Source organism: Pontibacillus sp. HN14 (assembly GCF_021129245.1).
Classification (GTDB): domain Bacteria; phylum Bacillota; class Bacilli; order Bacillales; family BH030062; genus Pontibacillus.
In genome coordinates, this window is record NZ_JAJOLR010000001.1 from 858,987 (window position 1) to 885,114 (window position 26,128).

Consider the following 26,128-nt stretch of genomic DNA (forward strand, 5'->3'; position numbering starts at 1 on the left):
TTTCAAAATTTCTTCCTAACCCATTCTTGCTGCACGAAGTTATTCGTGCAGTTTTTTTTAGGTTTTGAAGGCTTTTACCTTTTATATGTGCTGGTTACATTGGCTTTACAAATACATTATTTAAAGGGAAAAAGCTCACCTATTGTGAGCCTTTTCTAAGACAATACTTCATAGTCCTCAAGATTACAAAAAATTGTCGTCGTTCCTGTCTTCTTTAATTGATATACTTCAATCCACGATTCATGTAATCGCTCTAAAAGACCTTCATTAGGGCGTGCCCCTTTAAGCGGATAGACCATAGCCACATGAGGATCCACTTCTTCGAGGAAATGAAGGGTTGGTGATTGTGTACGTGCATAATCAGCTATCTTAATAACCTCTGCTTTTAACGGATAACTATTCGCAATTTTTTGCTCTAATTCCATATCTCCGCTGGCTAAATACATGAGCGAAGTCTTCCCATACATAAAGAATAAGCTCATATCACTACCGTCTATTGAAGGTAAAACACGAACAGACAATCCAGGATTCAGTTCATGCAGCTCTCCCTCTTTCCAAATCACTTCTTTAGCATGATTACTTGATTCTGCACACAGCTTCTTTTCGCTCATTCCATGAATCACAGCATCCACATGATATCTCTCTACAATTCTTGAAGTATTTCCACATGTAGAAGGTTCTTGATTCGTTAGGATTATGGAGTCTAACTGGTCAACACCAATATTGGCCAACTGTTCCAATAGTTTCTCTTCACTTGCTTTTGAAGCTGTATTAACCAAAAAATCCTTCCCTCTGCCAGTTTGGATAAGCATGGCCTCTCCATCGGGAAGAGAAAGAAAAACGAATATAGCTTCATTCTTATCCAGTATCATCCGTTCAGCGTCAACCTGCTGTCCATGAATAGAGAAAATGACGAAGAACATGATAAGTAATCTTCTCATACTAGTCACACCCTTACGTAAACTACACCTTTAGGATGTGCTTTTTTCCGTCAGTCTATTATAGCCAGTCTTGTGCTTTCTTCATCAACGTTGTTGTACTTTCGAAATGCACAGGTAAATCAGGAATGGAGTCCAAAAAGTATTTTCCATATTTCGCTTTCATAATTCGGTCGTCACATACCAATACAATTCCTCGATCAGAACTTGAACGAATTAGTCTACCAAACCCTTGCTTAAATCGAAGAACAGCATTTGGTAAGGAAAGTTCCATGAATGCATTCTTTCCTGATTCTTTTAAAGCTTGAGACTTAGCTTCATACACAGGATGGTCAGGTGGCTGGAATGGAAGGCGCACAATGACAAGTGATGTTAAATCTTCCCCTGGTATATCCACCCCTTCCCAAAAGGAGCTCGTACCAAATAGAATGGACCGATCAAATGCTTGAAAATTCTTTTTTAAGCGGGTTCGACTGCCACTGGATATCCCTTGTGCGATTAGCATAAATTCTTCTTGTTCCATTAATTCCTTCATCACATAATAGGTCTTCTTCAACATGTCATAGGATGTAAACAATACAAGCATACGCCCCTCAGTGACAGTAGCGAGAGAATAAATAGCCTCACACGTCGCGTGTATAAATGATTCTTGATCCCCATATTTAACACTAGGAAAATCATTTGGGATAAGAAGCTGCACTTGTTCCTCATACTTAAATGGAGAAGGAATTTTATATTGAATGGTTTCTTCCTTTGATAAACCTAACCGTTTTAACATAAAGGAGAAAGAATCTTTCATCGTAAGTGTAGCACTAGTAAGAATGACACTTTCTTTCTTATTAAAGAAATGTTCAGCCAACATAGAAGCTATTTCAATCGGTTCACTGTACAAGAACACAGCATTTTTTGCGCCATAAGCTTCTAATTCAATCCATTTCACAAGGTTTGCTTGATCTTCTATCAACAGTATGCGTAACCCGTCTATAATTGTCTCTAAGCGCTCCATATACATCGAAATATCTTCTGTCCACCTCATCGCTTCATTACTCGTTTCAGCCATTGTAATGTACTGCTTACAGTGATGAAGAAACTGTATGGCATCACGAAGATAAAACGAAACCCGGTGAGTCATCTCCTCAATCGTTCTCCAGGCTGATGGATCTTCTTGTTCTTTTTGGTATCGATACTGAAAGCGACCTACATCATTTAAAGAAATTTCAGCATTATGCTTCTGAATGACATAAGAGAAAATATATCGGAACAGTTCATCAGCCTCTTCTCGAATGTTTTGCATATACTGATCCCATTTGGATAAATCAAGTCGCATAGATAGCTCTGGGTAGGATGATAACATGTTGTACATCCAATCCCCTTTTTGGTTTCCGCCCATTTCATTAATTAAATATTGGATGGTTATATAGTCTAATCTCAAGCCAAAATGTTTTGCTGCAGAAGCTTCAAGGTGATGAGCCTCATCAACGATAATTTTTTTATAGGATGAAATCAATCCATTCGAACGGATAATATCCGTACACAGTAATGAATGGTTGGTTACGATAATATTTGCTTTTTGAGCTCTTTTCTTGGCTCGTTGATAGAAGGAAAGACGGTACCACGAAGACTTTGGATCAACATTTTCTGCTTCAGCAGACACTTTCCTCCAAAATATCTGTCCGCTTGAAGGCAATTGGATCTCATCCCGATCCCCTGTTGTCGTCTCGGTTAACCACACTAGAATCATGGCTTTTGTTAACACCACATCGTAGTTATCCGCTGTTGGTGAAAAAAGCTCATGCTCAAATTTCTTCAAACTAAGATAATGTTGCTTTCCTTTTAAAAGAGCCGCTTTAAACGAAAAAGGCATAGATTTCTGAAGAAAAGGGAGTTCCTTTTCAATTAACTGAGATTGTAATTGAGTCGTATGTGTACTAACAACTATTCTTTCTCCTGTCATGACTGCTTCATAAAGAGATGGTATTAAATAACCAAGCGATTTACCGGTTCCTGTCTCTGCTTCAATTAACGCATGAGAATGAGACTGAAAGGCATCATAAATGGTTGTAGCCATTTCTCTTTGGCCTTCACGGTCCTCATACCGCTCCATATACTTGTGCAAGTAACCGTTCTCTTTAAATGTGTGCTCTAAAAAGGGAGCAAAACCTTCTTGGGGTTCATCATTATTTTCATTTGGGTCTTCTTGCTTTCTGACCGCAATTCCTCTATAAAGGTCCATTTCAGAATCATCATGTACAGAAAAGGCTTTCTCATTCACGACACCTTGTAATAATTCACTGACGTCGCTTTTCAGTTTCCCTTCTAGTTGAAGTAAGTGGGACAAAGTCTCATACGGCAATCCTTTGGCTTTATGTAATAACTTCAGAAGGATTTCTCCGGTAACAAAAGCATCTGCGAGAGCCCTATGTGGGTCTTTATGTGAGACTTTAAAATATTCAGCTAACTGCCCCAATTTGTACCCAGGTGCTTGCGGCATAAGGATACGCGCTAGTTCCACCGTATCAAGCACTGGCATGGTCAGCTGCTTACCTGTCACCTCTTGAATCGCATAATTTAAAAATCCAAGATCAAATTCTACATGGTGGGCAACAAAATAAGCCCCCTCTAGTCTGGACATCACATCATCAACAATTTCATCGAATAAAGGAGCCCCCTGAACATCCTTATCTTGGATCCCAGTTAGTTGACTGATAAAACTCGGTATGGGTTGTTCAGGATGGATGAAGGATTTATATTGATCAGTTATGACGCCATCTTCAATTGTAACCATACCAATTTCAATTATTTTATCCCCTTTTTTAGGGCTATGACCTGTTGTTTCCAAATCAACAACTACAAACTTAGCCATTGGTTCACCTACTTTGCTGCATGCTTAAACTTTCTATATAGCGCCTTTGTATGTTTCCATATACTTAACTACTTTAGGACTTGAAATAAATACATCGTCACTTATCTTATATTTTCACTATAAGGAGATAAGGAATTCCTATGATCGAAAAGAAAGAGGCTGTCCCATTCAAATGAAGATGGCCCCTATACGTAGCCAGATCATCGGAAGTACAAATGGGCTACTAGTATAGGAGAGCATTCCTCTTGAACAGGACACCCTCTATATGATCGTTAATGGCGATTCTTGTTCGATCATTTCTTCAATTTCATTCTGCTCATTCATAATGGCCACTTTGGGTTGAAAGGTTTCCAATTCTTCTTCACTTAAAAGTCCATACGATACGATAATTACGATATCCCCTGGCTGCACTAGTCGAGCAGCAGCTCCATTTAAACAGATCACTCCACTGTGCCTTTCACCAGGTATCACATAAGTCTCTAAACGAGCTCCATTATTATTATTCACAATTTGCACTTGCTCATGTGGCAATATTCCAACTTCATCTAAAATATGTTGATCAATTGTGATACTACCTACATAGTTTAGGTTTGCCTCAGTAACACGGGCCCGATGAATTTTCGATTTCATCATGGTGCGAAGCATCTCTTCTCCCCCTATTATCTCTAATGAATTGACACTAAAACATTATCAATTAGCCTAGCTTTTTCAAAATTAACAGCCAAGGCTAAAATCATCTCTCCCCCACACTCATCTAATGGTTCAAGTTGTGGGTATGACAAGACATCAACATAGTCTATTTTACCATGGGTATTCGTTTTAATGAAGTACGAAACAGCCTCAATAACAGCTTGTGGGGAACTCTCCCCTTCTTCAATCAGAGATTTCCCATGGAGAAGAGCTTGATAAAGATAAGGAGCTTCTTTCCTCTCTGTAGGGCTTAAATATACATTACGACTACTCTTTGCTAGTTGGTCTACTTCTCTAACCGTTTCCACTGGTATGAGCTTAATCGGAAAATTATAATCTTCAATTAACGCATCCACCACTGCAACTTGTTGAGCATCTTTCATTCCCATATAAACTCGATCAGGCATCACAATGTTAAAAAGCTTAGCTAATACGGTTACGACCCCATCAAAATGCCCTTCACGAGATTTCCCACACATTACGTTTACTCTTCTGTGAACAGTCATTTTTACAGACTGATTTGTTGGATACATTTCTCTTACATGGGGAAAAAACAATACATCGTTTTGTTCTTCATCAGCTATACGTTTGTCTCGTCTTTCATCTCTTGGATATCGATCAAAATCTTCATTAGGCCCGAATTGCAAAGGGTTTACAAAGATACTTGTCACGACGATGTCGCACTCTTCACGAGCTTTTCTCATCAGCTGCTGATGGCCTTCATGAAGGTAGCCCATAGTTGGAACAAACCCTACCACGTTCCCTTTAAGCTTCTCATCCTTGATAAGAGATTGCATATCACCTATCTTCTCAATCACTTTCATGAACCGCTTCCCCCATATAAAGACGGAATAAGCTCTTCTTTCATTTGAAAACTATGTGAATCAGCAGGAAATTCCTTCTTTTTCACATCCTCCACATAAGAAGTTAGCGCAACTGTAATGGTAGTGTTAAGATCAGCATAGGATTTAACGAATTTCGGCAAACGTTCTACTCCATATTCCACTACATCATGATAGACCAGCACCTGTCCATCTGTGCCCACACCTGCCCCTATCCCAATGACAGGAATTGATAATTCTTCTTGGATCCTTCTGGCTAGTTGTTGAGGGACACATTCCAATACAAGAGCAATAGCTCCATTCTCTTCTACCTGCCTTGCTTCCTGTAGAAGAGTTTCAGCAGTTTCTAGATCTTTCCCTTGCACACGATACCCTCCCAACACATTTACCGATTGAGGAGTTAATCCTAAATGAGCTACTACCGGAACTCCTGACTTAGTAAGTTTGTGAATGACCGGTAGTACATCTCCAGCGCCTTCAAGTTTTAGACTTTGAGCACCCGTTTCTTGCATTAGTCGTTTGGCATTATCCATCGTCTCAGATAAGGATGAATGATAGGACATAAAGGGCATGTCCACCACCATATAAGTTTCCTTAGCGCCTCTACGTACTGCTTTTCCATGGTGAACCATATCTTCTACTGTAACAGGGATCGTAGAATCATATCCAAGCACAACCATCCCAAGAGAATCTCCAACTAAAATCATGTCAACACCAGAAGATTCAGCTAACTTTGCTGAAGGGTAATCATAAGCCGTCAGCATAACAATAGGGTCCTTTTCTTCTTTCATTTTCTTAAGCTTAGTATGGGTAAGCATCACTTTTCTCCCCTTCTCCACTTAATTTCTGCTGAATAAAGAACATGTTCTTTTCCATCCTCATCTCGCACTTTTAAGGCTCCATCATGTTCGATCCCCATAATTAAAGCATTCCATTCATGCTGATGAGTCGTGATGGTCACATACTCCCCAATTCGATAACCAAAAGCTTCCCAACGAAGTTTCACACTTCTAAAGCCTTCTTCCACAAACTCTTCGTACCGCTTTTCGAATGTACTTAGTAGGTTTTGAATCAATGACTTCAATTCCCACTCCTGTCCCGTTTCAACTTTAAGGGAAGTCGCTTGATCTTTTAAATCTTCAGGGAACTGATCAGAGCTATGATTTACGTTAATCCCGATCCCAAGCACAATATAATTTATCTGATCATGCTCTGCTTGAAGTTCTGTCAAAATACCGGACAGCTTTTTTCCTTCTGTGAGGATATCATTGGGCCACTTAATCTGAGGGGCTATACCACAATGCTTTTTAAAAACTTCGGCTAAAACAGTTGCAGCTAAAAGTGTAATTTGAGGGGACTTGTGAGGTTCAAATTTCGGACGCAAAATCATACTCATCCATATCCCATCCCCTTTTTGAGAATGCCACGTTCGATTTAATCGGCCACGCCCTCTTGTTTGCTCGTCAGCAATAATAAGCGTACCATGAGCCGCCCCTAATTGAGCTTCTTGGTGAGCAATCAATTGCGTCGATGTAACACTTTGTTTATGGATCATTTCCTGTCCAAGCCAAGCTGTATTAAGTCCCCATGACAACGTATTCTCACTTACTTTATCTGGATAGTTCACAATCTTATATCCCTTTCTCGGGGCCGCTTCTATACCATAACCATCTTTCTCAAGTTCTTTCATATGTTTCCAAACAGCTGGTCGACTAATATTCAATTGTTCTGAAAGCTTTTGTCCTGAAAGGTATTGATCAGGATGATTTGATAATATCTCAATCAGCTTTCCTCGTGTTGTTTCCATTTCTTCACCCACATTTCAATCGCTTCTTTATCATTTTGGACATTTCCTAACACAACGTCCTCTTCAATCTGATTCATGTACGTTTTTAACCATGGACCTGGTTTACAATTGGGGAACCAGCTTTTTAAATCATTTCCAGATAAGGCAAGCTCACGCTTAGAATGGATTGGGAGATCCTGAAAATTCTCTTTTAACACTTCTAGTGACACATCTTCATTGTCTATAATAGATAAAAGCCTCTGGTATGAATCTAAATGATCCTCTCCGAGTTGATAGACGATCCACTTAAATGGTTTGAAATGCCGCTTCATATAGATATTAACAAGCTGTTCTGCTTCCTTTTTTACTTTATTGGAGCACTTCCACTCTGTTGTAAATGTAGAAACCACAACTTCTGGTTTAGAGAGCACAAATATAGCAATTGCTTCCTCGATCCCTTTTAGTGGCTGAAAGGGAAGCTTATTGATCACTTTTGTTAGAGATGGGATGTTCTTAAATACTGGCAAGTAGTAGACCAAAGTGGACTCAATTAATAGAGCGAAAGAAGAATGGATATTTTCTCCTTTAACAAGTTTATCAAACTCTATTGCTATTCGTTCTACAGCTATTTTTTCCAGCAAATAGGCAGATTCTATAATGGCATTCAAGGTCATTTCACTAATTGTGAAACCGAGTTGGCTTGAAAAACGAAGAGCTCTCATCATTCGAAGGGGGTCTTCCTGAAAGCGAACTGGAGCCTCTCCGACTGTTTCGATGATAGAGTTATGAATGGCATCTTGACCGTTATAGGGGTCAATGATTTCCCCATTGAAATCCATAGCCATTGCATTCATTGTAAAGTCCCTCCTGGAAAGGTCCTCCTCTATAGTCGCTACATAGGTGACTTCATCAGGATGACGAAAATCATTGTAGTCTCCGTCTACTCGGTAAGTCGTAACCTCATAAGAATCCCCTTTATACTGAACGACGACTGTGCCATGTTCAATTCCAATTGGAATAACCTTTTCAAACAAGGCTTGCACTTGTTCCGGACGAGCAGACGTTGCGATATCAATGTCTCCAATCGTTCTCCCCATTATATGATCCCTTACAGAACCCCCGACAAAATAGGCTTCATATCCTTGCTTCATTAAAGCAAATAATACGGGCAGTGCCTTTAGAAAGGGTTGTTCTAACTTTCTCCTCATAGACGATCCACTATTAAATCTGCGTATACTTGTTCATATTGCTTTACGATGGTCTCTGAATGAAATTCATCACGAACTCGTTCTAGCCCATTTTTTGAAAATTTATCCCACTGTTCATTGCTAGATAATAACCTGATAGCGTAATCAGCAATTTCTTCGGTATCTCCTACCTCACAAATGTAACCTGTTTCATTGTGTACAATAACCTCAGGAATTCCACCAATATTCGTTCCAATACAGGGAACCCCACATGCCATAGCCTCTAATAAGACTAGGCCAAAGCTTTCTTTTTCAGATAAGAGAAGCTTCAAGTGAGAAATGGACAATAGCTCGGAAACATTTTCTTGTTTGCCTAAGAATAATACATCATCTTTAAGACCTAGTTCATTTACAAGCTGACATGTTTTATAGTAATCAGGTCCGTCCCCTACTAAAAGTAATTTAGCTTTAGAATGCTCTCGTATCGTTTTAAACGATTGGATCACATCTGGAACCCGTTTTACTTGGCGAAAATTTGAAATATGTATAATGACTTTATCATCTTCGTCAATGCCGTATTCTTCTCTTAAGTGGGATTCATCTCGCCGTCTATACTCACGTTCATCTACAAAGTTGTAAATGACATCCATATCTCTTTCCACGTGAAGCATATCTTTTGTTTGATTCACAAGACTCTCCGACACAGCTGTTACTCGGTCAGATCGCTCAATTCCGAAACGAATCATGTTTTGTAAGCTTGGGTCTACACCTAGAACCGTAATATCTGTACCGTGCAGGGTTGTAACTATCTTAACATCATGATTAATCATTTCTTTTGCTAATATGGCACAGATTGCATGAGGCATAGCGTAATGTACATGTAAAATATCAATTTTCTCACGATTAATGACTTCAGCCATTTTATTCGCTAAAGCCAAATCGTAAGGTGGATATTGAAAGACAGGATAATGCGTCATTTCCACTTCGTGATAATAAATATTAGGATAAATACGTTTTAGTCGAAAGGGGATATTTGAAGTGATAAAGTGAATCTCATATCCTCTTTCGGCTAAAAGTTTTGCAAGCTCTGTGGCAATTACCCCAGATCCACCTACCGTGGGGTAGCAGGTAATTCCGATTTTCGTTCTTTCCATATATCTTTCACCCTTGCTGCTTATTCTTGTGAATAATTTCTCTCCAATGGAAGTCACCATGTTCAATCGCTCTAACCATAATCTCTGCAGCAGCCAAATTGGTTGCAAGTGGGATCTGGTAAACATCACATAACCTCATCAACGCGCTCACGTCTGGTTCGTGAGGCTGAGCGGTTAATGGATCACGGAAAAATATAATGACATCCATATCGTTTTGCGCAACATACGCACCAATTTGTTGGTCCCCTCCAAGTGGCCCCGATTGAAAGCGATGAAGAGATAGTCCTGTAGCCTCTGTTATTTTAGTTCCAGTTGTACCTGTAGCGAATAGTTGATGTTTTTCTAATACATGCTGGTAGGCCGTAGTAAATTGAACCATATCTTCTTTCTTTTGGTCATGTGCAATTAGTGCAATATTCAAAGTGTCCCACTCCTTATTCCAATAAGTTTTCAAGACCATAAATAAATGCGTTAAGTTCCATGACTTTCTCAATCGATAATTTTACACCCGTCATAAAGGATTCACGATTAATAGAGTCGTGTTTAATTGTTAATGTTTCCCCGCTTGAACCAAACATAACTTCTTGATGAGCGACAAGTCCAGGTAAACGAACGCTATGAATGTGCATACCGTCTACATCTGCACCACGAGCACCTTCTAGCGTTTCCTTTTCATTCTCATGCCCTTGAGGCTTCTTATCACGTACTTCTTGGATCAATTCGGCTGTTTTAACCGCTGTACCACTTGGAGCATCTAACTTTTGATCATGGTGGCGTTCAATAATTTCCACATCTGGGAAGTACTTCGCTGCCCATTTAGAGAATTGCATCATAAGTACAGCTCCTAATGCAAAATTCGGGGCAATTACAACACCTAGTTCTTTCTCTTCTGTGAGTTGTTCTAATTCTTGAAGTTGCTCTTTAGTAAATCCAGTTGTGCCCACAACGGGTCTAATTCCATTCTCTAAGGCTAATTTTGTATGTTTATAACCAAACTCGGGCGTTGTAAGGTCCACTAATACATCAGCTTTTACTTCATTAAAGCACTGTTCAATATCTTCAAAGATCGGAGCTTCTATATCAGGTAAACCATCTAGATCTTTAACTTTTAAACCCCCATTTTTATGATCTACACAGGCCACTAAAGTAAAATGCTCTGTGTTGTGAATCATTTTGACAGCTTCTCTTCCCATTTTCCCTCTTGGTCCAGCTACTATAACGGATGTATTAGTCATCTTTATGTTCCTCCTCTAGGTCCTTTTTCGTCCAACGATTTTGGTCTCTTGTCTCAAATTTATTCATTACCGTTTCAAAACTATTGGTCATATCAATGTCTAAGGAGTTAGCAAAGCACATCATTACAAATAACAAATCGCCAAGTTCTTCCTCCATTGTATTTTTTTCTTCTGAGTCTTTTTTCGGCTTTTCCCCGTAGTAATGATTGACTTCGCGAGCTAGCTCTCCCACTTCCTCTGTCATCCTGGCCATCATACTTAAAGGGGAAAAATACCCTTCTTTAAATTGAGATATATAAGCATCAACACGTTCTTGCATCTCTTGAGTGGTTAATGCATTATGGTTAAATTTCATGTGAACCCTCATTTCTGGTACTTTCATATGTAATCTCTTCTCATGTTAGCTAAAAGGCGGGCTTTTGACAAATTTTTTTCACTATTATTGCTCCTTTATCACTGTTTGTCTATAATGGATGGAGTGTGACGAAAGGAGGGGCAACAATTTGAAGATGGTAATTAATATTAAAAACATCTTATTGATTTTACTTGGTTCAGCAATTTTTAGTTTTGGAGTCCTCTATTTTAATATGGCAAATGACCTCGCTGAAGGTGGCTTTACCGGGATCTTACTTATTCTTGACCACTTTGGTCTAAATATTGCAATTATGAACTTGGTCTTAAATATACCTGTATTTTTCTTAGGTTGGAAACTCCTCGGGAGAACTACTCTAATCTATTCACTGGTTGGCACATTCGCCGTATCCCTATTCTTATGGGTGTTCGAGCTTCCTATTTTCACGAAAAACATAGAATTCGCCTTACAAGATGAAATGATTATCGCCTCTCTAATGGCGGGTGTCTTTATTGGTGTAGGGCTTGGAATTATCTTTAGAAGCGGAGGCACTACAGGTGGTGTTGACATTATTGCGCGACTCGTACATAAATATGCTGGTTGGAGCATGGGACGTACGATGTTCCTTTTTGACGCTTGTGTCATCTTGTCTTCTGTATTAATTTATTTGGATTACATACAAGGGATGTATACCCTCGTAGCCGTATTTGTAGGAGCAAGGGTAATTGACTTCATTCAAGAAGGGGCTTATGCTGCCAGAGGAGCTACAATTATCTCAGAACGGTCTAATGATGTATCTGAGAAAATCATGAAAGATATGGACCGCGGTGTAACTATTCTAGTTGGAAAAGGAAGCTTCACAGGAGAAAGTCGTGATGTTCTCTATTGCGTTGTAGCTCGTAATGAAATTGTCCGTTTGAAAAATATTATTAACTCTATCGACCCACATGCATTTGTCGCTGTGACATCTGTTCATGATGTTCTTGGAGAAGGATTCACCTTAGATGAAAATAAAAACCCAATTGAACGTTAATAACAAAAAGGGCGCCAATAAGTTTATTGGCGCCCTTTTTTGCATTCAACTGGCTTTTGATCTATTCAATCTTAGATTAAAATTAAAAGCTTAGAGCAGAAGCTCCAAGCTTTTTGAGAACAGCCTATTCTTCATTCATCCCAGTGAATAATAAGACAAGGCGAAGTAGTTCAAGTAGTGCAACTAAAGCACTCGCTACATAAGTCCATGCTGCTGCATTTAAGACTTTTTTTGTTTGACGCTCTTCATTATTTCGAATAATCCCTGTCGATACAAGTTGATTCATGGCACGACTTGAGGCATTAAACTCAACTGGTAAGGTCACGAATTGGAATAAAACAGCTAATGCGAAGAAGGCAATTCCAACACCTAAAAGGAATTGACTAAAGAAAGCACCGGCAATAATTAAAAAGATGGATGCATTTGAACCGAAACTTGCCACTGGAACTAATGCATGTCTAAACCTTAAGAACGCGTAGGCTTCAGCATCTTGAATAGCATGGCCCACTTCGTGTGCAGCTACTGCCTGTGCAGCAGCAGATGGCTCATGATAGTTGCCTGAAGACAAACGAACGACTTTGCTTCTTGGATCATAATGATCTGAAAGCATCCCTTTAACTTCTTCAACTTGTACATTATAGAGACCATTTTCATCTAATATCTTTCGGGCTACTTCTGCACCGGTCATATTGGATTCATTTCTTACTTTCGAGTAACGCTTGTAGGTGTTTTTCACCCTCATTTGTGCCCAAATTGGGATGATAATGATTAAAGCCAAATAAATTAAATATTGACCCATCCTTCATTCCTCCACTAATGTAATCGACCTTAACAAAAAGATCTTATTAAGGTCAATTTTAGTCAAAAGTAACGCGAAAGTCAACTATCCCGCTCTTTTTCTTTAACGGTGTAGTCCGTCTTTTCTCCTTTATATTTTCTCCAACCTACATACATTAATGTGAAAGAAATTAAACTCCCTACAGAACCCATTAGCCAAATAAAACCAGGTTCTTCAGTCAAGCTCTTTTTACGCTTCACCCCAATTTCATTAACCTCCTGAGCAAACACACTTAGCTGGTCACCGAGAAGTTCTTCTTCCGTTATAGACTGCATTGTAAGAAGTTCTTTCATGTGGGATTCTAAAATTCGCACACTTTCATCAGTCCCCGCAACTTTTGCAGCAGGTAGTATACGTTCATACAAAAGGTATACGTCTTCAAGATGGCTTTTTGTCCATGAAACAGAATTTCCTGATCCATCTTTCATTTCCTCTAACAAATGATCCTTCCATGCTAACCAGAGTGGATCAACTTTGTTCCACATCGCCTCATATAGTAAGACGACTGTAAGGCTTCTATGGTATTTCTCCGTAGCAGCAGTGTTTGGATCTGTTAAAGCGCTTTGTGCTTCATTTAAAGCGGTTTGGAACACACTTATATGTTCTGTATCATCAACATTGTATTCTCTTCTAAGTTTAGTTAATGTGGCTTCTGCCGCTTCATATCTTCCTTCTTCAACATACTGCAAAAAGCGATACGTTGTTTCTTTCAACTCTTCTGAATAAGAGGAAGCATTTGCAGATCCAAAGTAAGATAAGCTAAACCCCAGGCAGATCAGTAATCCCCATACTATTTTCTTTTGTATCTGTTTCATAACGATCCCCTCTCAAAAGCACTCTTGCTTCAATGTATGAGAAGGTAGAGATAAATAGTACAAGTAGTTATATGGAATGACGAGGGTTTTGCTTCTTACGTACCGTTAATACATATGCGATGCCAATTGAAATAAGGCTGAGCCAAAAAGTGAAATAGCCAATTTCTTGGCTATAATCATTTAATTGTGAATAAATAGGCATCATGTCAAATACATAATCAATGATATCGTTGTGTAACGTCCAGATCCCAGCAATGATTAGGTGGCTAACTTTGATCTTATAGTAAGGTGCATAAAGTAAACCTTGAATAGCCATTGCTCCATGAGAAGCAATTAACATATATCCTTGCCACGGTAGAAAACCAGTCACTACTAATGTCAAAATGTTCATAACGACTGCCCACACACCATATTTGAATAAGGTAATGATCGCTAACGCCTCTACTAAAGGTACATTCTTATTCAACAGGAAAAAGAATAAGAAGATACAAAAGAACAAACTTGCCGTTGGACTATCGGGTACAAAAGGTATAAAAATCGTAGGAGTTATCGCAATTTGGCTTTCATACCACCAATACCCATAAATAGTTCCAAATACATTAATGACCAAGAGCAACAAAACAAAGGGTTTATAAGTCAACAAAAATCGAAACACGTCTTCCCTCCTTCACAACAGAAAAAGAAGCTGACTTAAAAGCCAGCTCCCTCTCACTAGGTATTTATTCGCTTCCTTCATTTCCAACACCTTTAATGAACTTAGCAAGTTTATCTAACTCTTCATCAGAACCTTGGAAGATGTTGGCTGGCATGCCGCCAATTCCGTTTTGAGCGATGTCTTTAATCTCATCTACAGATTTCTCAACACCGATTAACGTTGGACCATTTCCACCTTCTAAATTATCACCGTGACAAGACGCACAGTTCTGACTGTAAATCTTGTATCCTTCAGCGGATTTGTCAATTTCAACATCTTCAACAATTTGACCTGACTTAGCACGTTGTTCCCAATCTACGTGGTCTGCTGCTTCCCAAGTTAGGAAAACTGTAGCAGCTAAACCAATTAGCATTAAAGCATTTGCAATTGGGCGCTCAAATGGACGACGTCCTTTGCCTGTGTCTAAGAAAGGCGCTAACAATAGACCGCCAAAAGCAAGACCTGGAATTACAAATGCCCCTAATACGATATAGGGTCCACTTGCAAATTCGTATTTCAAGAACTGGTAAAGGAATAAAAAGTACCAGTCTGGCAACGGAATGTAACCAGCATCTGTTGGATCTGCCAATTTCTCAAGTGGTGATGGAGCTACAACCGTTAATGTTAAAAATCCAATAAGGAAAACAGCACCAACCAGCCATTCTTTCAATAAGAAGTTCGGCCAGAAAGCCTCTGTTTTACCCGGGTATTCCGAATAGTCTTTTGGTATATTAGGTTTTTTCTCAGCCGGGACACGTGAGTCACCGACAAACTTCATACCTTTTCCCCTATGCACAGCGATCCCTCCTTTACATCAATCAAGTCCTATAGTGGACCAGAAATTCCTTGTTTACGAATCATAACAAAGTGTGCTGCCATTAATCCGAATAATGCAGCTGGCAGGAAGAATACGTGGATAGCAAAGAAACGAGTTAACGTTTGTGCACCTACAATATCCGGGTCACCAGCCAGTAATGTCTTCACTTCTGTACCGATAAGCGGCGTTTGTTCAGCAATTTGAAGACCTACTTGAGTAGCGAAGAACGCCTTGTTATCCCATGGAAGCAGATAACCTGTGAAACCTAGACCGAGCATAACAAAGAAAATAAGTACCCCTACTACCCAGTTCAATTCACGAGGCTTTTTATAAGCTCCCTGGAAGAATACGCGCAATGTATGTAAGAACATCATCACGATTACGAGACTAGCACCCCAGTGGTGCATACCGCGTACAATTTGACCGTAAGCTACCTCTTTTTGAAGGTAATAAACAGACTCCCATGCGTTTTCAATGTCTGGCACATAATACATGGTTAAGAACATACCAGATAGAACTTGAATAACTGTAACGAAGAACGTGAGTCCTCCAAAACAATAAACGAATGCTGAAAAGTGATGAGCAGGGTTCACGTGTTCAGGAACCTCGTGATCCGCAATATCACGCCATAAAGGTGTAATATCGACACGCTCGTCCACCCAATCGTAAAGTTTTTGAAGCATGAATTACACCACCTTATTTGGAATGATTTCTCCTAAGTACAGCATGCCATCTTGAATTTTGATTTTGTATTGATCTAGCGGAGCTAATGGAGGCGTACCAGGTACGTTTTCTCCACTTTTCTCATAAAGACCCCCGTGACAAGGACAGTAATACCTGTTTTCATGTCCCGAGCCACCTTCCCACTTCACAATACATCCCAAGTGTTTACAAATCGGTGAAAGCGCAATCACATCGCCATCTTCATTCTTGTAAACCCATGCTGTTTTCGACACTTCAGATACATACCATGCATCTTTTTGTTCGAAAGAGAAATCTACGCGTGTCGGTTCCTTTGTAATGTTTGCTACTTCAGTACCTGTTGCGTGAAATTCCCCAGCTTCTTTCGGTTTAAGAACTGGATCTACTGCCATTCGAACCATCGGCGAAAGCATAGCCGCTGCCATAAACCCTCCTACACCTGTTAGCGTGTAGTTCAGAAACTGACGGCGGGATACTGGTTGTTTTTTATCGCTCATTGTTTTCCCCCCTCTATCCAATATGATCCAACATTCATGGTAAATATTCACACAGTTTACTAGGACATTATAATGATAGCGCAAACTATTTAGACGGTCAATATTGGAATTGAAATCGCTTTAGAAATTATTCTTGCCAATATGCTGTAATTAATTCGGTTACTTGTTCAATTTGAGATCGAAGAACTTTTTGAGCCTCTTCATTATGTATATCGTCGACTTTAGGAAGAGGCATCCATATTAATGAAGATTCTAAGTCCTTCTCTACCTTTTTCCACTGTTGATCAAACGTAAAGAACAAGACATGTTTAAAGCCTCGCTCTTTCATTTCTGTTGTCCACTCATTTATTCGCTCGATTTCCTTAGAGACAGGTGTTTCTTTTAAGTAGGTATAGGATGGCGATAGAAAAATTCTCCCCCTATATTCTTCTTCAACTTCCTTCATAAATAACGTTAACAATTCAGATTGATTTGCAAGCATTTTAAGTTCATTCTCTGAACCTGCTAAAGAATAAGGGATTAAAGGTACAATCCAGGTATCGACAAATTCTTTAGATTGAGAATATAACATTGCATCCTGTCCATTCCATTTCATTGCTATCCCTCCTTTCCGAAGAATCTTCCCCCTCATTATAGACTTTGGTAAAGGAAATCGAAAGTCATAATGGTCAAATTTGTCGATGTTTTCAGAATTTATTCTTGTTAAAAAAAAAGAACCCCCTAATAAATTAGGGAGTTACATTTTTTTTAAGATTGTTTAATTGCTCACTCAATCGCTCAAATGTTTCTTTATCACCACAGTCCAAAGCTCGGTCAATTTTGGTTCTTAAACTTTGAGTTTGGTAGTTCGATATAGATGTTTCCAATACTAATTCAGCTAATTCCTGATCTTTTTCAGTGATAAAGTAATCTTGAGGCATAAAAGGGTTCTCTTCTAAAACCGCTGCATAAGGAGCGCTCTGGTGAGAATTTCTGAAATTTAGTTGGATATAAACAGGTTCATTTCGATTCAAACGAATATCATGAAACGATTTCTCTGCATCCGTTGTCATAATCTGATCCTTATAAAAGCGGAATGGAACTTCATCAACACAATGGGTTGATATAACAATACCTCTAGGGCAAAATCTTGCTTCTTCCACAAAGTGTACATGCTCCATAATCGAATCATGATTGATCAGATAGTTTAAAATCCATACACTTTCTCTGCGCTTTAACTGAAAATGATTCAAAAACCAACGAACAAATTCCTTCTTATCCTCAACCGAGACCGGCATTTTCACTTTTATGCCCTCCTTTTTAAACAGAGAAATACTATTCCTCGTTACCAGACTGCAAACGGGCCATAAATGTTTCTACTTCTTCATCAGTTGGTTCAATGGTGAGATAACGTTCGAATACGCTTTGTGCTTCCTTCACTCTTCCTTCTTCTACAAGGAAATATCCATACTCTTTCAGGAAGTCACTGTCATCTTTAAAGGTATTATATGCTTCCTGGTAGTCATTTAATGCCTCTTTAAAGTGTTCTAATTCATTATTAGCCTGAGCTAAATACCACTTATAAAGAGGTTCCTCTTCATTCATTTCACTGAGATATTCTAAAATATCCTTAATGGCCTCAAAGTCCCCATCTTCTTTCAGTCGCTCTACTAAGAATAGAGCAGCTTCTTTAAAACCAGGGTCAATAGACAAGGATTGTCTGATATGTTGATACCCTTCTTGTTTCTTCGTAAGTCTGAAGGCTAAAGTACCTGCTAGATAAAATAGATCCTTATTGAATTCGTCTTTCTTAAGTCCTTTATTTGCTATATCATATGCCTCTTCAATCATCCCTTCAGCCTCGTAGGCCTCAGCAAGCAACGGATATGCAGATTGATAGAAAGGATCTTCTTCAATAAGTTTGTTCCATACTCGAATAGCAATATCAATACGATTCGCTTGATAAGCCGTAAAACCGTAGCGGAATAAAATATCAGGTGTCATTTCGTCAGCAGCTTGGAAATAGTCAAGAGCTTGATCAAAGTCACCTTCAATAGCAAAGGCCTCAGCGAGGCGTAATGTAATATCTGTTTCCCCCATCTTCTGATCACGTCGTAAAGCTTTCTCGTAGTATGGAATACTCTTTTGATATTCCCCCACTGAGAACGCCAATTCACCTAAAGCGAAATCGATAACTGGTTCATTTGGAGAAATATTCTTTGCTAATAGTAACTTTTGTTCAGCTACTTCAAATAGACCTTGAGCTTGATAAAGGTCAGCAAGCTGAACGAGTGCTCCTAAATATTCTTCGTTATCTTCTGGAATTTGATTTAAGAGATCGATGGCTTTCTCATCATCTTCTTGGTCTACATAAATCTCTGCAAGTAAGAGTGTTAATTCATGTTCTCCTGGGTAACGTTGCTTAAGTTCTTCTAGTACATCTTTTGCTTCTTCAACCATTCCCCATTGCATGAACATTTCTGCTATTGTATATTTTTCCTCATCTCCAGCACGAGATAACTCCGTACGTAATGTTTCTACAGCTTGCTCGGTTTTTCCTGCATTCATATATTGAATGGCTTGTTCTATGCCTTGCATGTCTACACCCTTTCATCAACTCATAAAATGGTTCGGTATGGAAGCTTTAAAATACCTTCCATATCCCTCCAGATCGTTCACTTCTGTGTGAGAACGAATAATTTGACCACGTAACACTGTAACACATGGGATAGCTTTATGATAAAACATTTGATCAGGTGTATCAATTTGTGTTTCAGTATGAAGACGAAAAAGGTTATAATCTGCATCACCTGAATACATAAATTCTCCCTTATATGGGTAAATTCCTGTCGCCCTTAAATTTTCTTTTGTCAAAGGGCACTCCCCTAATACGCGTGGTAATGTACGAACATTATGATGCTCCGCTAGTTGAAGCCATTTCGAATAGGAAAGAGGACCTTCGTTTTTCACGACTGGTGTAACAGGGATAAAAGAAGGATCCTGAGCCTGCGCAATCCACCCCCACATTTTGTTTAAAATATCCTCTTTTGTCTCTGCTTGAAACAACACAAAAGGAACTCGTTCATTGCCAAAAAAGCGAATCATTTCAGGGGTTAGTTTATTTACAGAAACAAGTGGCGCAATCATATAATCGATCCCAAGACCATCTAAGCGGTGCTTCATCATTTGAAATTCTTTAGCCATATTTCTTGAAGATGAAATCGGACACTGGACAATAAGCAAGGTGGTACCTCTAAACATATAACGCCGGACAAGAGCCGATTGAAATTCAGTTTGATAAAGAGGGAATTGTAAGTCTATATGAACCTTACCAGGGGAGATCCAAAAACGATCCATATTTATAGTCATCGTTTCCCTGTTTAATTTATAGGGTTGTATCCATTTCCCATCCCTCACCCCTAATGACGCTTGTTTCCATTTTCCTTGAGCAAAGCATTGGTTTGCCTCTATACAATAAGCCTCCATACGACTTGTCCCCTTTACTAGCTTTTGGTACAAGGTATGAAGGCAAATTGGTTGTTATGACTTTCTACATTATGCTTGCACGTAAAGAGAATCTAAATCTTCAAAGAAATTGGGATAGGATATAGAAATACAAGATGGATTCTCTAAAATGATCTCTTCTTCACATACTAAAGAGGCTACAGCCACCATCATTCCAATACGATGATCATGATAAGAAGAAAACACGCCACCCTTAAGAGGATTTGAGGAGCCTTCTATAACCATGCCATCTTGAGTAGCATCTGCTTTAACTCCCATTTGATTGAGTGTATCTACAACAGCTTTAATTCGGTCTGTTTCTTTATACCGCAGTTCTTCTGCATCTTTAATAATCGTCTTCCCTTCTGCTCTTGAAGCAAGAAGAGCAATGATAGGAAGTTCATCTATTAAACGCGGAATGAGTTCCCCAGACAAAGTGGCTCCGTTTAACGTTCCGCCCTTTACGGTAATATCGCCAACCGGTTCATCACCAATGTGTCGGGTAGTATTAATCTCCATGGATACACCCATATCTTTTAAGACATCTATAATTCCAGTTCGTGTAGGGTTTAATCCTACATCTTTTAACGTTACTTCACTATCTTTTTTCAATGCTGCTGCACACATAAAGAAAGCAGCAGATGAGATATCACCAGGCACTTCAATGTCTACTCCTGTTAACGTTTGACCTCCCTCAAGATGAATTAAATCATCTTCACGGACCACCTTAACACCAAATGCTTCTAATAAACGTTCAGTATGATCCCTCGTTTTAACAGGTTCCATCACGGTGGTTGTTCCTTCTGCAAACAATCCAGCTAGTAAGACGGCTGACTTCACTTGAGCACTATTAACAGGAAGACGATAATGGATTGGCTTTAAAGCTTGTCCTCTAATACTTAGAGGCAAGAGATTTCCGTGTTCTCTACCATCAATGGTTGCACCCATTTCGCGCAAGGGATCAACTACCCGGTTCATTGGTCGTTTAGACAAAGAAGTGTCTCCAAATAAACTATAATGATTCGGTATTCCAGCCAGTATCCCTAGAAGGAGGCGTGTGGTTGTACCTGAATTCCCTAAATTTAATGGCTCCACAGCCTCTGACAGACCGTTCAACCCTTTTCCAACAATGGTTACTTCGTCATCGTTCTGCTGAATTTGGACCCCCATAGCGCGAAATACATTAATGGTTGTTATGCAATCTTCACCTGTTAAGAAATGTTTAACCGTGGTTTTGCCCTCCGCTAAAGAGCCAAGCATAATAGACCGATGTGAAATGGACTTGTCTCCGGGTACCCTTAGGGTTCCCCTTAAAGAATGGGGCCTTGGTTTAATTTCCATCTGATTCATATATTCACTACCTTTGTTATTCAATGGTTACTTCATATCCGTTAGATTGCAAGAGCATTTGAGCGTGTTTTTGGTCTTTCGCTGTTTGAAAACTCAAGCGTAACGCTCCTGAAATTCCTTCTCTGATCTCAAGAATTTGGATATTTACGATACTAATCGTTTCCTGGGCTACAATATGGGTAACCTCAGACAGGGCTCCAGGCTGATCATGAATATCTACGTACAGATCATAAAAGGAAGGGATGGCACCTTTTTGCTTAACAGGCAAACCATCTCGGTACTGCTTCGCCTGTTCTAAATACGTATGTAGTTCATCATGTTCTAGTGTCTCGACTAAAGATTTTAGGTGGTCCATCTCGTGAATCCAATCAGAAAGGAGTGAAATCATCGTTTCACGATTCTGGAAAAAGATATCATTCCACATTTTCGGATGACTTGAAGCAATTCGTGTAATGTCTCGAAACCCTCCAGCAGCTAATTCATGTAAAAAAGGATGAGTATCATGCCAAGATCGAGCCTGATGCACTAGTGCAGACGCAATTAAATGCGGAAAATGTGAGATGACTCCTGTCATTTGATCATGTGCTTCCACATCGACAGTAACGAAATAGCTCCTTGTTGAGCTTAGTAACTTCTCAAGTTTAGACACATGTTCCTCACAAGCGTGCGTGCCTGGAATAAATAAATAATAGGCATTTTCGAACAGATGGGCTTTAGCAGCTTCAATCCCATTTTTGTGCGACCCAGCCATCGGGTGCCCTCCAACAAAAACGACTTTTTGATTGGTAAGAGACTCCGCAGTCTCCATAACAGGTTTTTTTACTGAACAAACATCCGTAACAATTAGTTCTTTTTTTAATTTCATCTGCTCAAGTTGTTGGATATAAGAACGCGTGATGGAAGTTGGCGTAGCTAGGAAAACGATATCAGCAAGGCTTACACCTTCTTCGAAAGATGTTACTTGCTGATCTATAATCTGATTTTGCATGGCGTAATCTAGTGTTTTGGCGTTACCATCAAAGCCGATAACAGTTGAATGCTTATTATTTTGTAAGTTTAGGGCAATCGAACCTCCGATTAACCCTAAACCTACTACAAAGATTGTAGTATGCTCCATAACTCAGCTATTTTGCACCTTCACTAATTTCCGTTCCATTGCTTCCATAACTTCCTGCATGTGTTCTTTCTTACCAATGGTTAAGCGAATTGATTGAGGAATTCCAAGAGCTTCGCCGGAACGGACAATAAATCCATTCTGTAATAGATGCTCTGTCATTTCATCTCCTGTTATAGGTAAGTGTATGAGTAAAAAGTTCGTTTCAGATGGATAATATTCTAAACCTAGTCTATCGCAAAAGGCTTCTAGCTCTTGCTTAGTCTCAACATTTTGCTCAAAGGTAGTCTCTATAAAATTCTGATCTTCCAAAGCAAGGATCGCAGCGTGCTGAGCTATTACAGATGTATTAAATGGTTCACGAGCCGGCTCTAGCTTTGTGATAATAGATTCACGTGCTATTCCATATCCGATCCTTAAAGCAGCAAGTCCATAAGCCTTTGAAAATGTTCGTGTAACTATAAGGTTTTCATATTTTCCAAGAGAATCTACTGCATTTGGAAATGCTTCATTTGAAACATACTCCATATAAGCTTCATCGAGTACCACTAACACATGGGCCGGACATCTCTCCATAAACGTATCGAACTCATCTTGAGTGAAGATGTTTCCTGTAGGATTGTTAGGGTTACATAACCAAACGACACGTGTCTCTTCATCTATTACGTTCAGCATTTCTTGCAGGTCATGATACCCGTTAATTAGAGGGACTTCACGAACTTCGGCACCTTCAATCAACGCATTATGTCGGTATTGAGGAAAGGTTGGGGTAGCCATCACCGTATTTGCACCTGGTTCTAGATACGTACGACAAATGATTTGCATAATTTCATCAGACCCATTACCAAAGATCAACTTCGTTTCATCAACCTGAAGATCTGCAGCTAGTTTTGTTCTTAACTTTCTAGCGTATCCATCAGGATAAATCTCGAGATTTGTAACCGCTTCGGCAAGGTGTTTCTGCACATGACTTGAGAAACCAAATGGATTTTCATTAGAAGCCAACTTTATAATTCTGTCTAATCCGTAAGCTTCCTTCACTTCATCGATTGTCTTGCCTGGCACGTAAGGCTTTAATTGGTTAAAAATAGGTTTTGTTCTCATGATAAACCCTTCCCTTCTTCTTGAATAAGATCCGGACGTAATTGTTTTGCTTCATGTTGATAGATATGACGAATCTCTTTTTGATTCATTTCAGTATTAACATGCATCATAACACGAATGCATCGTTCAAGTGATTGGGGTACCGGTATTTCCCTCATGCACATAACCGGAACAAACGTCCATCCTTCAATCTTACGCACTGCTTTAGCTGGAAATGTCGCATTTAAATCTTCTGTAGTGGAAATTTGAATAGACGCCACCTGCTCTGGATCAATTCCATTTTCATCAATCATTTCCTCTAACAATGAATGAGTATGATTCACAATTTCCTCTGCTCTATTCTGCTTTACTGTTGTAGCTCCTCTAACTCCTCTAATCAAACTTGACTCACCTCTTTGTGATACTCTTTCAATTCATTTCTTATCTCGTCTTTTGTAAAGGAAACAACTTGAGGATTTCCTTGTTTGGATAACAATACCATTCTTATCTCTGAGTTAACATTCTTCTTATCTCTTGTCATTCTATGTAACAATTCATGTTGATCTAAGTGATTTATGACGGAAATAGGGTAACCATGAGCCATTATCCAATTTCTGAAATTCATACGGTTCAATGAGCAATCAAAATAAGACTCACTCACTTTTAAAGCGAAATCCATCCCTATGGCCACGGCTTCCCCGTGAGTGATCTCCCCATAGCCCATTTCAGCTTCAATGGCGTGCGCTAAAGTGTGGCCAAAATTCAGAAATCGACGATTACCTTGTTCACGTTCATCCTCTGTTACAATTCTAGCTTTAACAGCTATTCCTTGCAAAATGAGGGAATTCAATAAATCCTTGTCTACATCTTCAAAATGATCAATGGAGTAGCACTGATCCAAAAATGCTTGATCATGTGCAATCCAAGCATGTTTTATGACTTCCGCCATCCCTGATCTCCACTCTGTTTTTGAGAGAGTGTTAAGTGATGCCGTATCATATATGACAGCTACAGGCTGATAAAAGTGGCCTATTAAATTCTTCCCAAGAGCATGGTTAATAGCAACTTTTCCACCTACACTACTATCATGCGCTAACAGCGTTGTTGGGACTTGCACATAATCTACACCCCTCATATAGCTAGCTGCCACATACCCAGCAAGGTCTCCAATCACGCCACCACCTAGCGCCACAATTGAAGATTGACGATCAACGCCATATTCAATAGCTTTTGTATGACAATCATAAAATACAGATAGACTTTTTGACTCCTCACCTGCAGGTACGACGTAAGTAGTAACCACTGTAGTTTCAGGAAAGCTCTGTTTCACATCATCCATATATAAAGGAGCAACATTACTATCTGTAATTATGAACACTTGCCTATATGATTTAGGCAAGTGTTCGGATATTGTATGGCGTAGCCCAGATCCAATAGAAACGGTGTAGCTTCCATGTTCATGTTTAACATGTAACTGCTCCATTAGAAGCACCTAATTTCTTCTCTGTATTGATCTAAACTTTCTTTTAATTTAGGGAACTGATCATGAGGGAATTGTTCTGTTAATGCGCGAGCAAGTTCCCAAGCTACAACATGTTCCATAACGACTGCAGCAGCTGGAACCGCGCAAGAATCGGAACGCTCAATACTAGCTTTAAACGGCTCTTTTGAATCAATATCAACACTTTGTAATGGTTTATATAGTGTTGGGATTGGTTTCATCACACCTTTTACAATTAAAGGCATACCTGTAGTCATACCGCCTTCAAATCCTCCTAAGCGATTCGTCTTACGGTAATATCCTCTATCTTCAGACCAAGCAATTTCATCATGAACTTCACTTCCATTCATGTGTCCAGCTTGGAAGCCTACTCCAAATTCAACACCCTTAAAGGCATTAATGCTTACAACGCTCCCAGCAATACGTGAATCAATTTTCCGATCGTACTGAACGTATGAGCCTATACCAGCAGGCATACCTTCTACCATTACTTCTACGACTCCTCCAATTGAATCTCCTTCTTGCTTGGCTGTATCGATTGCCTTCATCATTTTCTCTTCGGCATCTTTATCAAGTGTTCTTACAGGAGAAGCTTCAGATATCTCTTGTCGTTCTTCTATAGACAGTGTTTCATCGTAAGAAGCTGTGATACCACCAATTGTATTTACATAACCTGTTATTTTAATGTCGAGTTCGGCGAGGAGCTTCTTCGCAATAGCACCCGCAGCTACTCGAGCAGCTGTTTCTCGTGCAGAAGAACGTTCTAACACATTACGCATATCTCGGTGTCCGTACTTTAAAGCTCCATTCAGATCGGCATGGCCAGGTCGAGGGCGACTAATTGTACGACGAACTTCTTCATCATCCCCTATTGGGTCTTCTCCCATGATGTTTCTCCAATGAGTGAAATCATCATTCGTCAAAACAAGGGATATAGGGGATCCCAGGGTGTAACCATGTCTAACCCCACCCGTAATGTTAATCAAGTCCTTTTCAATCTGCATACGGCGACCACGCCCATAGCCACCTTGTCTACGTATTAAGGATTCATTTATATCCTCAGAAAGTAGTGGCATAAGAGAAGGGATCCCTTCTACGATTGTTGTAAGTTGTTTTCCATGTGATTCGCCTGCAGTTAAATATCTCATCTAAAC

At 39.5% G+C, this 26,128-nt stretch carries 28 protein-coding genes; 1 reads left to right on the forward strand and 27 read right to left on the reverse strand.

Features of this window, described 5'->3' with window-relative positions:
* Positions 1–155: 155 nt before the first annotated feature.
* The 11 genes from LQ226_RS04355 to LQ226_RS04405 form a co-directional block, all read right to left on the reverse strand.
* Positions 156–941, reverse strand: coding sequence for a ComEC/Rec2 family competence protein (locus LQ226_RS04355; protein ID WP_231416612.1), 786 nt, complete (start codon positions 939–941; stop codon positions 156–158).
* Between the two features lie 58 nt (positions 942–999).
* The gene (gene dinG / locus LQ226_RS04360; RefSeq protein ID WP_231416614.1) at positions 1,000–3,801 is read right to left on the reverse strand and encodes an ATP-dependent DNA helicase DinG; all 2,802 of its coding nucleotides are present in this window, start codon (positions 3,799–3,801) and stop codon (positions 1,000–1,002) included.
* A gap of 261 nt (positions 3,802–4,062) precedes the next feature.
* Positions 4,063–4,446 (reverse strand): aspartate 1-decarboxylase, encoded by a 384-nt coding sequence (panD, locus tag LQ226_RS04365; RefSeq protein WP_231416615.1) that lies wholly within the window; start codon positions 4,444–4,446, stop codon positions 4,063–4,065.
* A 20-nt stretch (positions 4,447–4,466) separates the two neighbouring features.
* Positions 4,467–5,315, reverse strand: a complete 849-nt coding sequence (gene panC / locus LQ226_RS04370) for a pantoate--beta-alanine ligase (protein ID WP_231416617.1) — start codon at positions 5,313–5,315, stop codon at positions 4,467–4,469.
* Positions 5,312–6,151, reverse strand: coding sequence for a 3-methyl-2-oxobutanoate hydroxymethyltransferase (gene panB, locus LQ226_RS04375; protein WP_231416618.1), 840 nt, complete (start codon positions 6,149–6,151; stop codon positions 5,312–5,314). The genes panC and panB overlap by 4 nt, the downstream gene beginning before the upstream one ends.
* Complete coding sequence (locus tag LQ226_RS04380; RefSeq protein ID WP_231416620.1) at positions 6,151–7,140, reverse strand: biotin--[acetyl-CoA-carboxylase] ligase; 990 nt, start codon at positions 7,138–7,140, stop codon at positions 6,151–6,153. The genes panB and LQ226_RS04380 overlap by 1 nt, the downstream gene beginning before the upstream one ends.
* A complete protein-coding gene (locus LQ226_RS04385; RefSeq protein ID WP_231416621.1) occupies positions 7,116–8,327 on the reverse strand; it encodes a CCA tRNA nucleotidyltransferase in 1,212 nt (403 codons plus the stop codon). Before LQ226_RS04385 ends, LQ226_RS04380 begins: the two co-directional genes overlap by 25 nt.
* Positions 8,324–9,460, reverse strand: coding sequence for an N-acetyl-alpha-D-glucosaminyl L-malate synthase BshA (gene bshA, locus LQ226_RS04390; protein ID WP_231416622.1), 1,137 nt, complete (start codon positions 9,458–9,460; stop codon positions 8,324–8,326). The genes LQ226_RS04385 and bshA overlap by 4 nt, the downstream gene beginning before the upstream one ends.
* Before the next feature lie 7 nt (positions 9,461–9,467).
* Positions 9,468–9,881: a methylglyoxal synthase gene (gene mgsA / locus LQ226_RS04395; protein WP_231416623.1), complete on the reverse strand. Its 414-nt coding sequence runs from the start codon at positions 9,879–9,881 to the stop codon at positions 9,468–9,470.
* 13 nt (positions 9,882–9,894) lie between these two features.
* Positions 9,895–10,695 carry a 4-hydroxy-tetrahydrodipicolinate reductase gene (dapB, locus tag LQ226_RS04400; protein WP_231416624.1) on the reverse strand — a complete coding sequence of 267 codons (801 nt, stop codon included), beginning with the start codon at positions 10,693–10,695 and terminating at the stop codon, positions 9,895–9,897.
* Positions 10,688–11,050: a nucleotide pyrophosphohydrolase gene (locus tag LQ226_RS04405; RefSeq protein WP_231416625.1), complete on the reverse strand. Its 363-nt coding sequence runs from the start codon at positions 11,048–11,050 to the stop codon at positions 10,688–10,690. The genes dapB and LQ226_RS04405 overlap by 8 nt, the downstream gene beginning before the upstream one ends.
* Positions 11,051–11,204: 154 nt before the next feature.
* On the opposite strand from LQ226_RS04405, the gene LQ226_RS04410 reads away from it, so the two are divergent.
* The gene (locus LQ226_RS04410) at positions 11,205–12,080 is read left to right on the forward strand and encodes a YitT family protein (protein ID WP_370635476.1); all 876 of its coding nucleotides are present in this window, start codon (positions 11,205–11,207) and stop codon (positions 12,078–12,080) included.
* Between the two features lie 124 nt (positions 12,081–12,204).
* Here LQ226_RS04410 and LQ226_RS04415 read toward each other — a convergent pair whose 3' ends face one another.
* The 16 genes from LQ226_RS04415 to aroC all read right to left on the reverse strand — a co-directional run bounded on the left by LQ226_RS04415 (position 12,205) and on the right by aroC (position 26,122).
* On the reverse strand, positions 12,205–12,879 hold the full coding sequence (locus tag LQ226_RS04415) for a zinc metallopeptidase (protein ID WP_231416627.1): 675 nt from the start codon (positions 12,877–12,879) through the stop codon (positions 12,205–12,207).
* A gap of 80 nt (positions 12,880–12,959) precedes the next feature.
* Positions 12,960–13,733 carry a sporulation protein YpjB gene (locus LQ226_RS04420; protein WP_231416628.1) on the reverse strand — a complete coding sequence of 258 codons (774 nt, stop codon included), beginning with the start codon at positions 13,731–13,733 and terminating at the stop codon, positions 12,960–12,962.
* 67 nt (positions 13,734–13,800) lie between these two features.
* Positions 13,801–14,388 (reverse strand): lipoprotein heptaprenylglyceryl N-acetyltransferase LhaT, encoded by a 588-nt coding sequence (gene lhaT, locus LQ226_RS04425; protein WP_231416630.1) that lies wholly within the window; start codon positions 14,386–14,388, stop codon positions 13,801–13,803.
* 64 nt (positions 14,389–14,452) lie between these two features.
* Positions 14,453–15,223, reverse strand: coding sequence for a menaquinol-cytochrome c reductase cytochrome b/c subunit (locus tag LQ226_RS04430; protein ID WP_231416632.1), 771 nt, complete (start codon positions 15,221–15,223; stop codon positions 14,453–14,455).
* Positions 15,224–15,252: 29 nt separating this feature from the next.
* Positions 15,253–15,927 carry a menaquinol-cytochrome c reductase cytochrome b subunit gene (qcrB, locus tag LQ226_RS04435; protein ID WP_036779379.1) on the reverse strand — a complete coding sequence of 225 codons (675 nt, stop codon included), beginning with the start codon at positions 15,925–15,927 and terminating at the stop codon, positions 15,253–15,255.
* Between the two features lie 3 nt (positions 15,928–15,930).
* Positions 15,931–16,443: a Rieske (2Fe-2S) protein gene (locus LQ226_RS04440; protein WP_231416633.1), complete on the reverse strand. Its 513-nt coding sequence runs from the start codon at positions 16,441–16,443 to the stop codon at positions 15,931–15,933.
* A 127-nt stretch (positions 16,444–16,570) separates the two neighbouring features.
* The gene (locus LQ226_RS04445; protein ID WP_231416634.1) at positions 16,571–17,038 is read right to left on the reverse strand and encodes a DUF2487 family protein; all 468 of its coding nucleotides are present in this window, start codon (positions 17,036–17,038) and stop codon (positions 16,571–16,573) included.
* Positions 17,039–17,171: 133 nt separating this feature from the next.
* A complete protein-coding gene (locus LQ226_RS04450) occupies positions 17,172–17,726 on the reverse strand; it encodes a ReoY family proteolytic degradation factor (protein ID WP_231416635.1) in 555 nt (184 codons plus the stop codon).
* Between the two features lie 31 nt (positions 17,727–17,757).
* The gene (locus LQ226_RS04455; protein ID WP_231416636.1) at positions 17,758–19,020 is read right to left on the reverse strand and encodes a tetratricopeptide repeat protein; all 1,263 of its coding nucleotides are present in this window, start codon (positions 19,018–19,020) and stop codon (positions 17,758–17,760) included.
* 15 nt (positions 19,021–19,035) lie between these two features.
* A complete protein-coding gene (locus LQ226_RS04460) occupies positions 19,036–19,908 on the reverse strand; it encodes a hypothetical protein (RefSeq protein WP_231416638.1) in 873 nt (290 codons plus the stop codon).
* Between the two features lie 69 nt (positions 19,909–19,977).
* On the reverse strand, positions 19,978–21,276 hold the full coding sequence (gene aroA, locus LQ226_RS04465) for a 3-phosphoshikimate 1-carboxyvinyltransferase (protein ID WP_231416639.1): 1,299 nt from the start codon (positions 21,274–21,276) through the stop codon (positions 19,978–19,980).
* A gap of 16 nt (positions 21,277–21,292) precedes the next feature.
* A complete protein-coding gene (locus LQ226_RS04470; RefSeq protein ID WP_231416640.1) occupies positions 21,293–22,393 on the reverse strand; it encodes a prephenate dehydrogenase in 1,101 nt (366 codons plus the stop codon).
* 3 nt (positions 22,394–22,396) lie between these two features.
* Complete coding sequence (gene hisC, locus LQ226_RS04475) at positions 22,397–23,494, reverse strand: histidinol-phosphate transaminase (protein WP_231416641.1); 1,098 nt, start codon at positions 23,492–23,494, stop codon at positions 22,397–22,399.
* Positions 23,491–23,874 carry a chorismate mutase gene (gene aroH / locus LQ226_RS04480; protein ID WP_231416642.1) on the reverse strand — a complete coding sequence of 128 codons (384 nt, stop codon included), beginning with the start codon at positions 23,872–23,874 and terminating at the stop codon, positions 23,491–23,493. Before aroH ends, hisC begins: the two co-directional genes overlap by 4 nt.
* Positions 23,871–24,956 (reverse strand): 3-dehydroquinate synthase, encoded by a 1,086-nt coding sequence (gene aroB, locus LQ226_RS04485; protein ID WP_231416644.1) that lies wholly within the window; start codon positions 24,954–24,956, stop codon positions 23,871–23,873. The genes aroH and aroB overlap by 4 nt, the downstream gene beginning before the upstream one ends.
* Positions 24,956–26,122 (reverse strand): chorismate synthase, encoded by a 1,167-nt coding sequence (gene aroC / locus LQ226_RS04490; RefSeq protein ID WP_231416646.1) that lies wholly within the window; start codon positions 26,120–26,122, stop codon positions 24,956–24,958. Before aroC ends, aroB begins: the two co-directional genes overlap by 1 nt.
* Positions 26,123–26,128: the final 6 nt, after the last annotated feature.

Coding starts and splice junctions, on each gene's coding strand:
- LQ226_RS04445 (WP_231416634.1), bottom strand. CDS start 17,038: ATGAAATGGAATGGACAGGATGCAATGTTATATTCTCAATCTAAAGAA.
- dapB (WP_231416624.1), bottom strand. CDS start 10,695: ATGACTAATACATCCGTTATAGTAGCTGGACCAAGAGGGAAAATGGGA.
- hisC (WP_231416641.1), bottom strand. CDS start 23,494: ATGAGAACAAAACCTATTTTTAACCAATTAAAGCCTTACGTGCCAGGC.
- LQ226_RS04355 (WP_231416612.1), bottom strand. CDS start 941: ATGAGAAGATTACTTATCATGTTCTTCGTCATTTTCTCTATTCATGGA.
- dinG (WP_231416614.1), bottom strand. CDS start 3,801: ATGGCTAAGTTTGTAGTTGTTGATTTGGAAACAACAGGTCATAGCCCT.
- LQ226_RS04405 (WP_231416625.1), bottom strand. CDS start 11,050: ATGAAATTTAACCATAATGCATTAACCACTCAAGAGATGCAAGAACGT.
- LQ226_RS04380 (WP_231416620.1), bottom strand. CDS start 7,140: ATGGAAACAACACGAGGAAAGCTGATTGAGATATTATCAAATCATCCT.
- aroC (WP_231416646.1), bottom strand. CDS start 26,122: ATGAGATATTTAACTGCAGGCGAATCACATGGAAAACAACTTACAACA.
- aroA (WP_231416639.1), bottom strand. CDS start 21,276: ATGAATCAGATGGAAATTAAACCAAGGCCCCATTCTTTAAGGGGAACC.
- qcrB (WP_036779379.1), bottom strand. CDS start 15,927: ATGCTTCAAAAACTTTACGATTGGGTGGACGAGCGTGTCGATATTACA.
- panC (WP_231416617.1), bottom strand. CDS start 5,315: ATGAAAGTGATTGAGAAGATAGGTGATATGCAATCTCTTATCAAGGAT.
- LQ226_RS04440 (WP_231416633.1), bottom strand. CDS start 16,443: ATGAGCGATAAAAAACAACCAGTATCCCGCCGTCAGTTTCTGAACTAC.
- panD (WP_231416615.1), bottom strand. CDS start 4,446: ATGCTTCGCACCATGATGAAATCGAAAATTCATCGGGCCCGTGTTACT.
- LQ226_RS04470 (WP_231416640.1), bottom strand. CDS start 22,393: ATGGAGCATACTACAATCTTTGTAGTAGGTTTAGGGTTAATCGGAGGT.
- panB (WP_231416618.1), bottom strand. CDS start 6,151: ATGCTTACCCATACTAAGCTTAAGAAAATGAAAGAAGAAAAGGACCCT.
- LQ226_RS04460 (WP_231416638.1), bottom strand. CDS start 19,908: ATGGAGGCTTATTGTATAGAGGCAAACCAATGCTTTGCTCAAGGAAAA.
- bshA (WP_231416622.1), bottom strand. CDS start 9,460: ATGGAAAGAACGAAAATCGGAATTACCTGCTACCCCACGGTAGGTGGA.
- aroB (WP_231416644.1), bottom strand. CDS start 24,956: ATGGAGCAGTTACATGTTAAACATGAACATGGAAGCTACACCGTTTCT.
- LQ226_RS04420 (WP_231416628.1), bottom strand. CDS start 13,733: ATGAAACAGATACAAAAGAAAATAGTATGGGGATTACTGATCTGCCTG.
- LQ226_RS04410 (WP_370635476.1), top strand. CDS start 11,205: ATGGTAATTAATATTAAAAACATCTTATTGATTTTACTTGGTTCAGCA.
- LQ226_RS04455 (WP_231416636.1), bottom strand. CDS start 19,020: ATGCAAGGCATAGAACAAGCCATTCAATATATGAATGCAGGAAAAACC.
- LQ226_RS04415 (WP_231416627.1), bottom strand. CDS start 12,879: ATGGGTCAATATTTAATTTATTTGGCTTTAATCATTATCATCCCAATT.
- LQ226_RS04385 (WP_231416621.1), bottom strand. CDS start 8,327: ATGAGGAGAAAGTTAGAACAACCCTTTCTAAAGGCACTGCCCGTATTA.